The organism is Photorhabdus viridis, from assembly GCF_040256935.1.
GTDB lineage: Bacteria > Pseudomonadota > Gammaproteobacteria > Enterobacterales > Enterobacteriaceae > Photorhabdus > Photorhabdus viridis.
Window position 1 is genome coordinate 102,223 of the sequence record NZ_JBEJZY010000001.1, and the last position, 14,642, is coordinate 116,864.

The 14,642-nt window shown below is 44.1% G+C and carries 16 protein-coding genes; 5 read left to right on the plus strand and 11 right to left on the minus strand.

Features of this window, described 5'->3' with window-relative positions:
* From ABR397_RS00460 to hcaE, 5 genes are read right to left on the minus strand one after another with little or no spacing between them, the layout of a single operon-like run.
* On the minus strand, positions 1–954 hold the full coding sequence (locus ABR397_RS00460; RefSeq protein ID WP_350303986.1) for a 3-carboxyethylcatechol 2,3-dioxygenase: 954 nt from the start codon (positions 952–954) through the stop codon (positions 1–3).
* Positions 944–1,786, minus strand: a complete 843-nt coding sequence (gene hcaB, locus ABR397_RS00465) for a 3-phenylpropionate-dihydrodiol/cinnamic acid-dihydrodiol dehydrogenase (RefSeq protein ID WP_350303987.1) — start codon at positions 1,784–1,786, stop codon at positions 944–946. The genes ABR397_RS00460 and hcaB overlap by 11 nt, the downstream gene beginning before the upstream one ends.
* The gene (gene hcaC, locus ABR397_RS00470) at positions 1,786–2,103 is read right to left on the minus strand and encodes a 3-phenylpropionate/cinnamic acid dioxygenase ferredoxin subunit (protein ID WP_350303988.1); all 318 of its coding nucleotides are present in this window, start codon (positions 2,101–2,103) and stop codon (positions 1,786–1,788) included. The genes hcaB and hcaC overlap by 1 nt, the downstream gene beginning before the upstream one ends.
* The gene (hcaF, locus tag ABR397_RS00475) at positions 2,103–2,645 is read right to left on the minus strand and encodes a 3-phenylpropionate/cinnamic acid dioxygenase subunit beta (protein WP_350303989.1); all 543 of its coding nucleotides are present in this window, start codon (positions 2,643–2,645) and stop codon (positions 2,103–2,105) included. Before hcaF ends, hcaC begins: the two co-directional genes overlap by 1 nt.
* Entirely contained in the window at positions 2,642–4,003 is a 1,362-nt protein-coding gene (hcaE, locus tag ABR397_RS00480) for a 3-phenylpropionate/cinnamic acid dioxygenase subunit alpha (protein WP_350303990.1), read from the minus strand. Before hcaE ends, hcaF begins: the two co-directional genes overlap by 4 nt.
* Before the next feature lie 136 nt (positions 4,004–4,139).
* Between hcaE and hcaR the strand changes: the two genes are divergently transcribed.
* The 3 genes from hcaR (at position 4,140) to ABR397_RS00495 (ending at position 6,887) form a co-directional block, all read left to right on the plus strand.
* Positions 4,140–5,018: a DNA-binding transcriptional regulator HcaR gene (gene hcaR / locus ABR397_RS00485; protein WP_350303991.1), complete on the plus strand. Its 879-nt coding sequence runs from the start codon at positions 4,140–4,142 to the stop codon at positions 5,016–5,018.
* A 117-nt stretch (positions 5,019–5,135) separates the two neighbouring features.
* Complete coding sequence (locus tag ABR397_RS00490; protein WP_350303992.1) at positions 5,136–6,035, plus strand: alpha/beta fold hydrolase; 900 nt, start codon at positions 5,136–5,138, stop codon at positions 6,033–6,035.
* 69 nt (positions 6,036–6,104) lie between these two features.
* A complete protein-coding gene (locus ABR397_RS00495; RefSeq protein WP_350303993.1) occupies positions 6,105–6,887 on the plus strand; it encodes a fumarylacetoacetate hydrolase family protein in 783 nt (260 codons plus the stop codon).
* A gap of 119 nt (positions 6,888–7,006) precedes the next feature.
* On the opposite strand, the gene ABR397_RS00500 is transcribed toward ABR397_RS00495, so the two are convergent.
* Positions 7,007–7,399 carry a hypothetical protein gene (locus tag ABR397_RS00500; protein ID WP_350303994.1) on the minus strand — a complete coding sequence of 131 codons (393 nt, stop codon included), beginning with the start codon at positions 7,397–7,399 and terminating at the stop codon, positions 7,007–7,009.
* A 645-nt stretch (positions 7,400–8,044) separates the two neighbouring features.
* Here ABR397_RS00500 and ABR397_RS00505 point away from each other — a divergent pair.
* Together ABR397_RS00505 and uspE are read left to right on the plus strand one after the other, a co-directional pair.
* Complete coding sequence (locus ABR397_RS00505; protein WP_021325777.1) at positions 8,045–8,800, plus strand: FNR family transcription factor; 756 nt, start codon at positions 8,045–8,047, stop codon at positions 8,798–8,800.
* 122 nt (positions 8,801–8,922) lie between these two features.
* The gene (gene uspE / locus ABR397_RS00510) at positions 8,923–9,873 is read left to right on the plus strand and encodes a universal stress protein UspE (protein ID WP_350303995.1); all 951 of its coding nucleotides are present in this window, start codon (positions 8,923–8,925) and stop codon (positions 9,871–9,873) included.
* 67 nt (positions 9,874–9,940) lie between these two features.
* On the opposite strand, the gene ABR397_RS00515 is transcribed toward uspE, so the two are convergent.
* The 5 genes from ABR397_RS00515 to ABR397_RS00535 form a co-directional block, all read right to left on the minus strand.
* Positions 9,941–10,906 carry an urease accessory protein UreD gene (locus ABR397_RS00515; protein WP_350303996.1) on the minus strand — a complete coding sequence of 322 codons (966 nt, stop codon included), beginning with the start codon at positions 10,904–10,906 and terminating at the stop codon, positions 9,941–9,943.
* Positions 10,903–11,538, minus strand: coding sequence for an urease accessory protein UreG (gene ureG / locus ABR397_RS00520; RefSeq protein ID WP_021325780.1), 636 nt, complete (start codon positions 11,536–11,538; stop codon positions 10,903–10,905). Before ureG ends, ABR397_RS00515 begins: the two co-directional genes overlap by 4 nt.
* A gap of 32 nt (positions 11,539–11,570) precedes the next feature.
* Entirely contained in the window at positions 11,571–12,257 is a 687-nt protein-coding gene (locus tag ABR397_RS00525; protein WP_350304065.1) for an urease accessory protein UreF, read from the minus strand.
* Positions 12,254–12,850, minus strand: a complete 597-nt coding sequence (ureE, locus tag ABR397_RS00530; protein ID WP_407072843.1) for an urease accessory protein UreE — start codon at positions 12,848–12,850, stop codon at positions 12,254–12,256. Before ureE ends, ABR397_RS00525 begins: the two co-directional genes overlap by 4 nt.
* A gap of 76 nt (positions 12,851–12,926) precedes the next feature.
* Positions 12,927–14,642 carry an urease subunit alpha gene (locus tag ABR397_RS00535; protein WP_350303997.1) on the minus strand — a complete coding sequence of 572 codons (1,716 nt, stop codon included), beginning with the start codon at positions 14,640–14,642 and terminating at the stop codon, positions 12,927–12,929.

Sequence of the window (14,642 nt, forward strand, 5' to 3'; positions counted from 1 at the left end):
TTACGCTCCTATCTGATTCACAGGTTGAGCACTGACCATTGCCATTCCAGCCAGCCATTCCTTAATAGGTTGGTAATAGTGCCGTTGGGCTTTATATTCACCATAAACAGAAAGCGCGGCAAAAGCGGCAATCCAGCAGCGGATTTCCTGCCCACCCTTACCACCCTGAATAGCGATCCCGCCATTTGTTAATGAAGAAAGACGCCGTATATCGCCACTGCAAAAAATACTCAGCAGTTCTTCATCCCACAGAGGGTTCAATGGAGCAACGACATTTTCACCACGCGCCAACGATTCTCCAACCGCAATTACCCGGCTTTGCCGTCTTTGACGCACTTCTTGTGTCGGGTTTCTCCCGGCAATCAAGCCCTCTTCAACTTCCGGCGAAACCTGTCCAATCTGCGATATCGGTGGATCATGTGATAAACCACCAGAACCCAACAACAATACCCGCTGATCTGTTTTAAACAAGAATTGTCCAATCGCACGACCAAGCGCAACGGTACGGCAACATGTCGGTAATGGACTGGCTGCACAGTTAATAAAGACTGGGATAGTTGGATAGCGCTGTAAATCCTGGCAAAGCAACATCAATGGTTGAACAAAACCATGATCAGCCTGCATACGCCAGGATTGGGCTACATCAATACCAGTGTCGTATAAAGCAGAAATGAGATCCTTCGCGGTGTTTTCAGGAACATTGAGTGGACCGTTGCCAATATCCCAGTCCCCCACGGCATTCGCTCTGACCCCAACACAAAATGCCGGCATCAGGTCATAAAAAAAACCATTAAAATGGTCAGGTGCGAAAATCACTATCAATTCTGGATCATATTCTTTCACTTGTTCAGCCAATTGTTGAAAAACCTGCCGAACGTGCTTTTCTGTCGTTCCAGGTGGAGAACAAAAATCCATCAAAGGTGTATGTGAAGTACAGATCAATTTAATGGTCATCTGAATTCCCCTTTTTATTCGGTGACATGACACCCGCAGTGATCCGGCGAACTCCGCGAATACTTAATCCAGCGTCAGCCGTTATCATGACACCGGTTAAGGTACGGTTGTTTGCACGGGAAGCTAGCATGACATATGGGCCGGTGAAATCTTCCGGCTGAGGCGTGAATTGCAAAGGTAAAGCTGCGCCAATACTTTCCAGAGGCAGACTGTCTGTGATGCATTTATCCTGCTGGGATAATGTGGCCGGGCCACGGAGATCACTCGGCATACCACACGGTGCGACACCATTCACTCTGATAACCGGCGCCAGTTCATACGCCAACTGGCGTACCATCCCAACGGCGCCATGCTTGCTGGCGGTATACAATACACCGCCGCCGCCAGAAAACCATGATGAACCCGACAACGTAAAAATCATGCTGCCTTCTGATGCTGTTAACGCAGGTAATGCCGCTTTAGCCCCCAGAATGTACCCTTTCAGGTTAACACCCATCAGTTCATCAAATCCTTTGTCAATCTGTTCTGCTGACGCGTCAAGCAGGCTGGTTTTGTGATCCCAAAGCCCGGCATTACCGACAAAGCAATCCAATTTACCAAAATACCGGACAGTTTCAGCAACTGCCCGCTCATTGTCTGCAAAAGAGGTGACATTCCCCTGAATAACACAGATATCTTTGCCAAAACAATGGGCCAGAGCTGTCGCTTTTTCCGCAGATAACTCTAATACGCCAACTTTGGCGCCTTCCGCAATGAAACGTTCTACTAAAGCCAAACCTAAACCGGAGCCACCACCTGTTAATAAAATGACTTGATCTTTAATCCAACTCATTATTGCTCCTCCGAAACAGTGATATAAATTTTTCCATCTTCAACAACAACAGGATATGTCTTCAATGGATCTGTCGCAGGAAGACAAAGCGCCTTCCCGGTTCTAAGACAAAAACTGGCCGTATGCAGTGGACACTCAACTGTCGCATTGTCTTCCAGATACCCTTCGGATATAGAAGCATTACCGTGACTGCACCGGTCACCAACAGCAAAGAATTCGCCGTTATAGTGAAACAACGCAATATCCGGTGTGTATTCCACCTTACGTGCTTCTCCATCGGGCAATTCTTCAACAGTACATGCAAATAACCGGCTCATCAGAATAAGACACTCAAGTTATGGAAAGTTAAGACGGCCTGATCCAAAGTAATTTCACGTCTGCAAACCAGACAACTACCCGTATTCAGATTGCGGCGAACACAATCCAGCCGCTTACCGACATAAAAAGCTTCATCTTTCTCTTTTTGTGAGCGGTACAGCAGATAATTGGACTGAACATGAAATTGGTCTGGCAAATCTGTTTCAGTAATCACTAGGTTCGTTAGTAGATGACGAGTGCGGGATGGCGGCTCTTCTGCCCAAGCCATACCGGTTTCTAACCGGGCAATCCGGCGTTCAAGCTGAAATTTATTATCATTGAATAACCAAGTGGTTGGAGGCTGGATACTTTTGCGGCGGTCGCGGGTTTGGGCATTAACAATGGTGCGCATGGTATAACTAAGATCTTCTGATAACAGCTCAAGCCAGTCACGAAATTTCCAGTCATCCAGTAACGCTACTTCGTAATACAAAAACTGACTTATTTCATAATGCAGCTCTGGCGATACTCGCTTTTCCTGATTGACGATTAATTCTTTCATTTGACCAACTCCTGCTGATAAGCCCGGCTTTTTTCCTCTATCTCATCCCAGGTTTCACTGGTCAGTAAGTCAGCCCAACGTTGATACATGCCACGGGCAACGGTTTCGGAAAAAACATAGTTGGTCACGCCTGGAATACCATCATCCCGCACTCTTTCTTGTCCCAGCCTCATTTCCATACACAACGGGCTGTTACGGGCTTTGTAGCCTCTGAGTACCTTCTGGATTTCCACCCAATTTTCTGAATCATCCTGCTCGAGAAAACCTGCCGGACCAAATGCTCGGGTTGCACTATTTTCAAAAGCCTCTTTTACCTCTGGAGAAGCCGCTTTATCTGCAATGCAAAATGCCCATACTTCCACCTGGTCTGGTCCGCGTGGATGCCATACTCGCATCGTTGCTGTACCGTTAAGCCAGGAGAGTGTTGGGAAAATATTATTGTGACCTGCAAGACGCAGCGCCCTGACTTTCCCCAGGCGCTGCTCTGCTTCGGCGTAGGTTTCACGGTAGTAACGGGCGACGGCGCCATCAACCCAGACATTGGCATCAGGTTTTTCAGTCAGGAAAAATCCACTACCGTGACCATTTTGAGCAAATTGCACCGCATCCTTTGCCGTTTCCCAGACCGGCCGGGAAGTCTGATCGGCACCCAACGCTTTTTTATTGTCGCCCTCCTTTACAGCTAAAACCTGTACAGCAGAGGCATGACTAAATAAAGCGTGGTATTGATCACCGGCAAACTGTTCAGCAGGTAATTTCCAGTTACAGTTGATGACCCACTTTTGCACACCGCCGATAACTTCTGTTCCTCCCTCGCGACGGTCAAGTACGCCATCAAGATACCAAGCCATATCACCAAGATAATCAATCAAGGAGGGGGCTGTCGTATCCCAGTTACCGAAAATCAACCCCTTATAACTTTCCACACACGGCACTTCCTGAAGTCCCCATTTCTCTTTGCAAAGCCCGTGTGGATAGGCGCACGACTCCAATGGGACGTCAACTAATCGCCCATCAACACCGTATGACCAACCGTGGTAAGGACAAGTAAACGCACGGGTATTACCACTATCCGCGTAACAAACCCGCATTGAACGGTGACGACATTGATTTAGAAAAGCTTTAACGGAACCATCTTTCTGCCGGACAACAACAACACTGTCCTCTCCCATATAAGTATTAAAAAAATCTCCCGGACGCGGGATTTGACTGTGATGAGCCAAAAAGAGCCAACAACGGCCAAATATTCTTTCGAGCTCTAATTGATAGAGCCCGGGGTCAATATAAATCTGAGGAGTTACACGACCGGCTCGGGCATCAATCAGGCGGTAAATCTCTGAGTTTTTGCTCAATGTCATATTATTGATCCTCATGTAAAAGAAAAGTTGACTTTTTGCCAACATGCAAAATGAATGCTATTAATAGATTAATAATTTGTGAAATACATTGTTTGTTTAAATTGAGACTTTTTTTCGATATGTAGAGGAAACGGCAATGGAATTAAGACACTTACGATACTTTATTGCAGTAGCAGAAGAATTAAACTTTACTAGAGCCGCAAAAAAATTGCATACCGCGCAACCTTCATTAAGCCAGCAAATAAAAGATTTAGAAGACTATATTGGATCTACATTATTAGAAAGAAATAAACGCAGAGTCTCTTTAACCAAAGCCGGGGAAGTTTTCTTCCAACAGGCTAGGATTATTCTTGATAATGCGGAAAAAGCAAAAAAAATGGCACGCAAAGCAGCACAAGAACAAATTGTGCTTACCATTGGATTTGTCCCATCAGCAGAAGTTAAGGTATTACCTGAAGTTATCCCAGTATTTCGACTTTCTCATCCTGAAGCTAAAGTAGAACTTATTAGTTTATTTAATCCAGGGCAAGAAGAGAAATTACTACAAGGTGACATTGATGTTGCTTTCATGCGCTCGCCAATAAAGAGTGATTATATTGATTTTAAAGTTATTCTTAATGAACCATTGGTAGTACTGATGCCAGCTAATCATAGACTACGGTATTGTGAGAAAATTTCAGTCGACGACTTGCATGGTGAGAACTTTATTATTCCTGATCCAACACAGTCCGGTATATTACAACAGATTATAGAAAATTATTTTGCTGAACATAATGTCTCTCCGAACATCATTCAAACAGCTAACAATATGTTATTAATTTTAAACATGGTTAGCCTGAATTTAGGATGTGCAATAGTACCATTCTATATTACCAGTATCATGACAGATGCTGTTGTTTGTCGGCCATTATCAGGATACTCACCGACAATAGAGTTAATAATGGCATGGCGAAAAGACTATACATCAGAATTATTATCACATTTAATAGATATTGTTGAGAATAAATATCTATAGAAAGTAAGCATTATCGTTTTTACATTTCAGATTAGACGTATTAAGTATTAGTTAATATTGCTCGCTATCGTTATATTAACATTAAATTAACCTGAAACAAGTAAGGAAAATATTATTATGTCAACAACAAACCGTCAATATAAACCTGTACAACCTGAGTTACGATCGCTTTGGTCAGCAATTGCTGGTGGTGAAGTTCATTTATACCATATTGATGTAAAAGGGATAAAAACCCGCGTACTTGAAGCTGGCAGAGGCCCTGAAACCCTGATTTTCTTGCACGGTATTGGTGGTCATCTGGAAGCCTATATGCGAAATGTTCTGCCTCATGCTGCACATTTTCGCGTACTGGCAATTGATATGTTAGGACATGGTTTCACGGATAAGCCGGTCCGCTCTTATGAAATTATCGATTATGCAGAACACTTGCGGGATTTTATCGAAACATTAAATCTGAAGAAAATTCACCTTTCCGGTGAATCTTTAGGTGGATGGGTCGCCGCCCGCTTTGCGGCAAAATATCCGCGATATATTCACCGTCTGGTGCTGAATACCGCAGGAGGTATGATTGCCGATCCAAATGTGATGGAACGCTTACGCACTCTGAGCCTGAATGCAGTGAAAAACCCGGATCTGGAAGCTACCCGCAAACGCCTTGAATTCCTGATGGAAGATCCTGCTATGGTGACAGAAGACCTGGTTGAATCCCGCTTTGCAATTTATCGTCAGCCAGAGATGTTACCTGCAATGGAAAACATTATGTGCCTGCAAGACATGGATACCCGCCTGCGTAATCTTCTGACCGAAGATGAGCTGGCAAAGATTCGGGCCGAAACTCTGGTGCTATGGACAACTCATGATCCAACTGCCGCGGTTTCCGTGGGCCAGAAGCTTGCCGGACTTATCAAAAACAGCCGTTTTGTCGTGATGGAAAAATGTGGTCACTGGCCTCAATATGAGGATCCAGACACGTTCAATCGAATTCATATCGATTTTCTGCTAAACGGCAACAAATAATGTCGCTTACAGACGAGTGATATTCCTCCTGGAATATCACTTTTGTCGCCTGATCAGGAGCAACAACCAATGAATAACGTAATAAACTATCTTGGCGAAAAATTGTTTCAATCATGGCGGAATAATCAGGCTATCACTCCGATTTCTGATGAATATCCAAAACTGACACTACACGATGCTTATCTTATCCAGCAAAAAGTCATTTCCCTCCGTCTGGAAACAACCAATGAACGAATTGTCGGTAAGAAAATTGGCATTACCAGCCAGGCAGTGATGGATATATTAGACGTAGATCAGCCAGACTTTGGCATTCTCACCTCAGATATGTATTACGAAAATAACGCCACTGTGCCTATTAAACAGTTAATTGCTCCAAAGGCTGAAGGTGAAATTGGCTTTATCTTGAAACACAACTTGCGCGGTCCAGGTATTACTGCAAAAGATGTACTGCAAGCAACAGATTATGTCGTGCCCTGTATCGAAATTGTCGATTCACGTATTCGTGATTGGAAAATAAAAATCACGGATACCGTTGCTGATAATGCCTCATCAGGTTTATTTGTCATTGGCAACGGTACCCGCCTGCCATCAGAAATTGATTTGTCTTCCGTTACTATGACACTGAAAAAGAACGGAAAACTGATTGATACTGGCATAGGTGCCGCCGTACTAGGGCATCCGGCTAACGCCGTTGCCTGGTTGGCGAATATGCTGGGAATGCTGGATACGACACTACTCCAGGGAGAAATTATTCTCTCAGGTTCCCTTGCCGCAATGGTACCGGTTAATGCCGGTGATCAGTTGAAAATCAACTTACTGGGCCTGGGATCTGCCGGGATAAATTTTGTCTGAAAAGATGAGTCTGGAAAACACAATCAGCAAAAAATAGAATAAAGTGGACTTAGCTAGGAAATATTATCCCAAATCCAGCTAAGCCCACCTCTTTCTCAAACTGACAGATTATCCCTTAATTATGCCATTTCAAGCCCAACAATAGGGAGTCCATTCTCTTGAGATAATACAATAGAGATAAATAAGACTTTATCTCCTCCACCTCGATTATTTCCCGGGATTTCCTTTGCAAAACCATAAACCAGTCCACCGACACTATACTTAATTGCACTTTTATGAGCAGGATGATGGTAATCTTGGTAAAGGTAAATGACATCATATCCACCTTCTACAAATATCTTAATTGCCTTCCAATCCTCGCCTTGATGACCAATCCATGGGACCCATAAATCCCCTTGCCAACTCAAGCCACTTAAAATTTCAATACGCTCATTATTTTTTTCACCATTCAAAATAACAATTTTATTGGTAGTTCCATTCACAATATTTTTAATGTTTGTTACATAAGACATATAATATCTCCTTCATTAATATCATTATTTAGTAATGTAAACTTAATAATTCAATAAACATTATTTTTTCTGCATTAATATTTTAAGCACCAAGAAACATGATAAAAATTTTATTTTTATCATTAACACAAGATAAATAAAAAATACTATTCATTATTTAATTCCATAAGAAGTTTATAAAAAAATAAACCATATGAAAATATTATTTATCAGCTATTTTGCAACATAAAAAAGATTATCAGACTCAAGTTCAGCGCACCTTAAACACTCACTGTGAATTATTTATCGAAAAGTTAATAATTACACGAACATATTATTTTCTCTGTCATCAATTGTGACCGCAAGAAATGTAAAAATACAATGTTATTGGTCGCATATTGTCGATAATGTCACAAACATTAATGAAAAAATCTCAGCACGTTGCCTAATATCACAATATCTTGTTTTCCTCGGTAACGGATACTGATATAGTCTTGCTATGACAATGACGGAACATCCACTTTATACCATGTAATAATTTCTTATAATCAAGATAAAGGTAATTATATTTCTCCGAATAAATCGCAGAAAGCTATTATAGTTCTTACCAGAATCATCAATAGATGATAAAGTTGAGCTATATCAATATTTCAACGAGCATACCATATGATCCAGGAAAAACGTGTTATTCGTCGAATCCAGTCTGGTGGTTGTGCGATCCACTGCCAGGATTGCAGCATTAGCCAGCTGTGCATCCCTTTCACCCTGAATGAGCACGAGCTTGACCAGCTCGATAATATCATTGAGCGTAAGAAACCTATCCAGAAAGGGCAAACTTTATTTAAAGCAGGAGATGAGTTGAAATCTCTTTATGCTATCCGTTCTGGAACTATTAAAAGCTACACCATCACTGAAGAAGGTGATGAACAGATCACAGGTTTCCATCTTGCAGGGGATTTAGTGGGTTTTGACGCTATCCTTAATACTCAGCATCCAAGTTTTGCTCAAGCCCTGGAAACATCGATGGTTTGTGAAATTCCGTTTGAAACACTGGATGACCTGTCCGGTAAAATGCCTAATCTTCGCCAGCAAATGATGCGCCTGATGAGCGGGGAAATTAAAGGCGACCAAGAAATGATATTGTTGTTGTCCAAGAAAAACGCTGAAGAGCGATTAGCTGCATTTATCTATAATCTCTCCCGTCGTTTCGCTCAACGTGGTTTCTCACCAAGAGAATTCCGTTTAACCATGACTCGCAGTGATATTGGTAATTACCTTGGTCTGACTGTTGAAACCATTAGTCGTCTGCTTGGGCGCTTCCAGAAAAATAATACTCTTGGCGTAAAAGGTAAATACATCACTATTGAAGATATGGATAAATTGGCCGACTTAGTCGGGAAAAAATCTGTTTCAGTTACCTGATCTTAAAACCAGATCATTTTAATTTTTTGATCTGGTTATCCTCTGACCTGTTCGGTTTGCCTATATTGGTTTATCTTTAGTATTGAAGCGTATTTTGTCTAGCCTCTATGAGGGTACTATTTATGGCAAACTATCAAAACCTTTTAGTTGCAATTGATCCAAGTCAGGACGATCAGCCGGCATTAAGACGTGCAGTTTATATAGTGCAACGTAGCGGTGGCCGGATTAAAGCTTTCTTACCTATTTATGATCTCTCCTATGAAATGACAACCTTGCTCTCCCCTGAAGAGGCCAGTGCTATGCGCAAAGGTGTTACCAGCCAGCGCACCGCCTGGCTTAAACAACAAGCGCACTACTATCTGAAAGCCGGTATTGATATTGAGATAAAAGTGGTATGGCACAATCGGCCTTATGAAGCCATTATCCAGGAAGTCATTACAGGTGAACACGATTTGCTTCTGAAGATGACGCATAAGCATGACAAGCTGGGCTCCCTGATTTTCACCCCGCTTGACTGGCAGTTACTACGCAAATGCCCATGCCCGGTATGGATGGTAAAAGATCAGATATGGCCGGATCAGGGCTCTATTCTGGTTGCGGTTAATTTATCTAATGAAGAATCGTACCATCATGAACTGAACCTAAAACTGGTCAGGGAAACCCAAGCGCTGGCACGCCAGATAATGCCGGATCCCGAAATTCATTTGGTCAGCGCTTATCCTGTCGCACCGCTGAATATTGCTATTGAACTACCGGATTTCGACCCAAGCGTTTATAACCATGCGCTGCGTGGTCAGCATCTTATCTCAATGAAAGAGCTTCGCCAGAAATTCTGCATTGATGAGAAATACACTCATATCCATGAAGGGTTACCGGAGAGTGTTATTCCTGAAATGTGTGATGAGATGAACGCCGGTATTGTCGTTTTTGGTATCTTGGGCAGAACAGGGTTGTCTGCTGCTTTTCTGGGGAACACCGTAGAACATGTGATAGACCATCTAAAATGTGACCTTTTGGCTATCAAACCTGATGGTTTTGCATGTCCTGTCAAAGTGGCTAAAGAGCAACAGTAACAAAAAAGTATTCATTTTGCTAAAACCCGGAACAGATTTTCTGTCCTGGGTTTTATTGAAAAGCGTTTTAACGCCAGATAAACGGTTCAGGCAATGTAACGCCAAGGATCTCCTCGCGTGCTATGCGCCAGAAAAGACGAATACCCGCTTTAACTTGATGAGTTTCTTTTCCCAACATTTTGAAGATTAGACCGCATTGATTAGGTAAGCGACTGGCGCCACTGGCTATGCCGGTTTCAGCATCGTATTGAGGCGTGATGCGCGCCAGAATACGGTCATGGTGAACCAGAGGTGTGAGTAAGATCACGTTACCAAACACATGAAATGGCCCCATCACTCCTACACTATTCAACGGTTGTTTTTTAGGCTCCAATACATAACGTTCAGCAAATAATATTTTGTCTTCGAAATCCGTTGCCGTAATCCGTGATGAATAAACGTCAAATTTAAACCCCTGATCAGCTAGATGGTATTTGCGGCCAGACATGATTATCTCGGAATAAATTAACGTGGCAGTTGGATGAATGGTTATCTGGGTATCAGTAATAAACCGCGAGCCACTATGAGGTATAACCGGATCGGGCATCATTTCCAAATAGCCGCCCTGCTCTATCTGAATAGTTTGCGCCTGCGCCGCATAGTTATTCACCATTGAATGAATCTTCGTAGCCGATTGAGTGGTGACATGACCAAATGCATCCTGTGCAACATGAATGTCGAGCGCCAGCCGATCCCCCTGCAATATACATCCCGATGTGGAGATCATAAATACACACGGCATCTGCGGCAGTGCCTCATCCCAATACAGCGCCCGTTGCACCAAATAAGGAACCCGGCGTTCCATGCAGGCCAGAATACTGCGGTCGCCACGCCGGGCAAACCCCAATCGCAGATAGCCGCTTTTACCTATATCACCGCTTGCCATCTGAGGAGGTTCATCCTGAAACAGGGCGAGTTCCGGCGCATTGATACCAAGCTCGCTAACCCGTTTATATGCTTCACCAATGATTCTCTGCGAGCAGGTAGAGGTCATTGTGTCGCCTGTAACGAATGAGTAAATAAGAAATCACGCATGATCATATCTACCAGCGTTTCAACGCCTTCTCCCGTCTTGCAGTTAGTGAGGATATAAGGGCGCTGACCACGCACAACCTGAGTATCACTCTCCATCACCGCCAGACTGGCGCCGACATAAGGCGCCAAATCGATTTTATTGATCACCAGAATATCCGCCTGTACTAGTCCAGGCCCGTTTTTACGTGGAATCTTTTCCCCGTCAGCCACATCAATCACATAAATATAAAAGTCCGCCAATGCCGGGCTAAAAGTGAGTGTCAGGTTATCTCCACCACTTTCAATTAACACGACATCCGTGTCAGGAAAACGAGCTTCCATTTCCTCTACCGCGGAAATATTCATACTGGGATCTTCACGCACCGCTGTATGTGGACAAGCACCGGTTTCCACCCCGAGTATCTTCTCCTCATCCAAAATGCCTTTCAGTGTCCGTTTGACCTGCTTAGCATCTTCAGTGGTAACAATGTCATTGGTAATAATCAGGGGTTTTATTCCTCGCTGAATCAAAATAGGCGTGATCACTTCAATAACAGCTGTTTTGCCTGAACCTACCGGGCCGCCAATACCAATTCGGGTAATTTTTTTCACAGAAATTTCCTCACTCGATTAAGACGTGGTTGTTAATTACTGAACAACCGGGTAAATGCACCGACGTGCAGTGCAGCCAATACATCAGTTACGGGTGCATAAGATGTCATCTGATCAACCCCACCCTTTTCCGCCTCATCACAAAACAGTTCAATATCCTGATTCAGTGAGAATAAGATACGCTGAATTTCAATATGGGTAACGCGCATCAAACGTATAGCTGCACTGAGTATCGTCATTGCGACACCATATTGATGCATAACAATGATTTCACGCGGAACAGCACCTAATGCACTCATGACGACTGCCAGGGTAATCGGATAAGTACCTGCGGCAATATCACTCTTTATTTGAGCCAGCCACCATGCAATCAACGGCTCACCGGTTACCTCAACCGCCATTTCCGCTAACTTTTTCCCCATCCGCGTCACCATAATGCGACTTTCTTCATTCAATTTTCGGTTAAATACTGCCCAATCATAGGAGATAGCGGCGTCACGCTGTCCGCTATTCAATACCTGACACGCAGCAACCACAGCCCGGCCATCACCACTAACCGCCTGTAACAACGCCGTTCGGGTAAAATCGCTTAACGTTGCCACGTTATGCACGATTTTATTCTGAATGGCTGATTCCAGGCCGTTTGAAAAAGAAAACGCACCAACAGGCAACACGGAATCAGCAAATTGCATGATTCTGATTAAGTGGAGCGCATTCATTTTAATTTGATCACATGCTGGTTCAGAAACGTGTTATCAACATGAACATGTGTCGCGGAATCCTCTGCACCACCAAATAATAAGCGTGCCTCGGAGTTGTTGAGGTAAGGCAAAATCTCTTCGCCTTTGATAAAGGAATAAGGTAACGCATGAAAACCATGCGTTTTCATTACCGAATCCATCACCTTAGTTGATACTGTCAGCGGAATATAAATCTGGTTATTTTTAATCACTGACTTCCAATGCTGGTTACCTAAAGCATGACCCAGTTCAAAACTGGTTTTCATTACGGTCTCTGAATCTAATGACAATAATGACTTCAAATGAATAACCATCACATCACGCAGGCTCATCTGGACAATAACAGCCAGTCCTTTAACTTCATCCCACAACAAAATATCGCCGTCCGACAATACCTGATTACGGTCAAGAGAAATCCCCAAATCCAACCCGTTAAGCGTAGATTTGCGGCAACGGCTTTTTTGCGCTTCCCATTGCGAAAGCACTAAGATATCCGGCGAGACGCCTTGCAAGCGATCTCGCCAAGAAGCATCTTTTTTGGCATTACCAAGAATCTGTTCAATAACAATCATAAAATAAATCCTCTGAACGCATGGATCGGTTAATCCGGCCAGAAAAATATCCTCTGACCAAACAGCAAAAAATATATCAACTAAAGAAATAGCGCTGATTGAGCGCTACCGTCCTAACGGGTTTTACCGTGGCATATTCACCATTCACCTTGACGGCAAAGGTTTCGGCATCCACTTCAATGGTTGGCGTTTCAGCATTACGCACCATATCTTTCTTGGAGATAGCCCGGCAGTTACGTACCGCCATAACCTGGCGTTCCAAACCCAGTTTCTCTTTTACTCCTTGTTCCATCGCCGCCTGGGAGACAAAAGTCACACAGGTTTCCTGAAGGGTTTTGCCCAATGCGCCAAACATCGGACGATAAAATGTCGGCTGTGGCGTCGGCAATGAGGCATTCGGATCACCCATCACCGCCCAGTTAATCATACCGCCTTTGATGACCAGCTTAGGTTTTGCGCCAAAGAAACGTGGCTCCCACAACACAATATCAGCCATTTTTCCCACTTCAACCGAACCCAGAACGTGGCTTATCCCCTGCGCAATTGCCGGATTAATCGTAATTTTGGCGACATAACGTAAGACACGGAAATTATCGTTACCCGCCGCATCTTCCGGCAACTTGCCCCGCGCCGCTTTCATGGCATGAGCCGTCTGCATCACCCGCAGCCAGTTTTCGCCTACCCGCCCCATGGCCTGGGAGTCACTGGAAAACATCGACAACACTCCCATATCATGCAAAACATTTTCCGCAGCAATGGTCTCCGGGCGTACGCGGCTTTCCGAAAATGCAACATCAGCCGGTACCTTGGGATTAAGGTTATGGCAAACCATAATCATATCAAACAATTCCGCCTGGCTATTGATACCGTAAGGCAACGTGGGATTGGTTGAGCTGGGCAACACGTTCATCTGGCTGGCAACTTTGATGATATCCGGCGCATGTCCGCCACCCGCGCCTTCGGTATGAAAAGTATGAATGGTACGGCCTTCGAAAGCGTCGATGGTATCTTCGACATAACCACCTTCATTCAAACTGTCGGTATGGACCGCTACCTGGATATCCATTTCATCCGCTACACGTAAAGCATGACGCAATGCAGAATTGGTTGCTCCCCAGTCTTCATGCACTTTCAGCCCGGCAACACCCGCTTTGATCTGTTCTACCAGCGGCATAGCCACCGCAGCATGGCCTTTTCCCAAAATACCGACGTTAACCGGTAAACCTTCAAAAGCATGCAACATACGATGGATATGCCAAGGACCGGCGGTAACAGTAGTGCCGTTAGTTCCGTCAGTGGGACCAACACCCCCACCAAAGAAAGTCGTCACGCCATTAGACAAAGCATGTTCAGCCTGTTGGGGAGAGATAAAATGAATATGGGTATCAATGCCGGCAGCCGTGAGGATAAGATGTTCACCGGATATCGCATCAGTACTGACGCCAACTACCATGCCAGGTGTAACGCCATTCATCATACTGGGGTTACCGCTTTTACCTATCCCGACGATACGCCCCTCTTTTATGCCGACATCGGCTTTAATGACGCCTTGACGTGCATCCAAAATAGTGACGTTGGTGATCACCAAATCCAATACATTTTCACTGGTCATGCGGTTATCGGCCCCCATGCCATCACGCAACGATTTACCTCCGCCATAGACCGATTCATCACCATAACCGCGCGGATCTTTCTCAATTTCAATAAACAGATTGGTATCTGCCAGGCGAATCTTATCACCAATAGTCGGACCAAAAAGACCGACATATTCCTGCCGGGAAATTATTGGCAT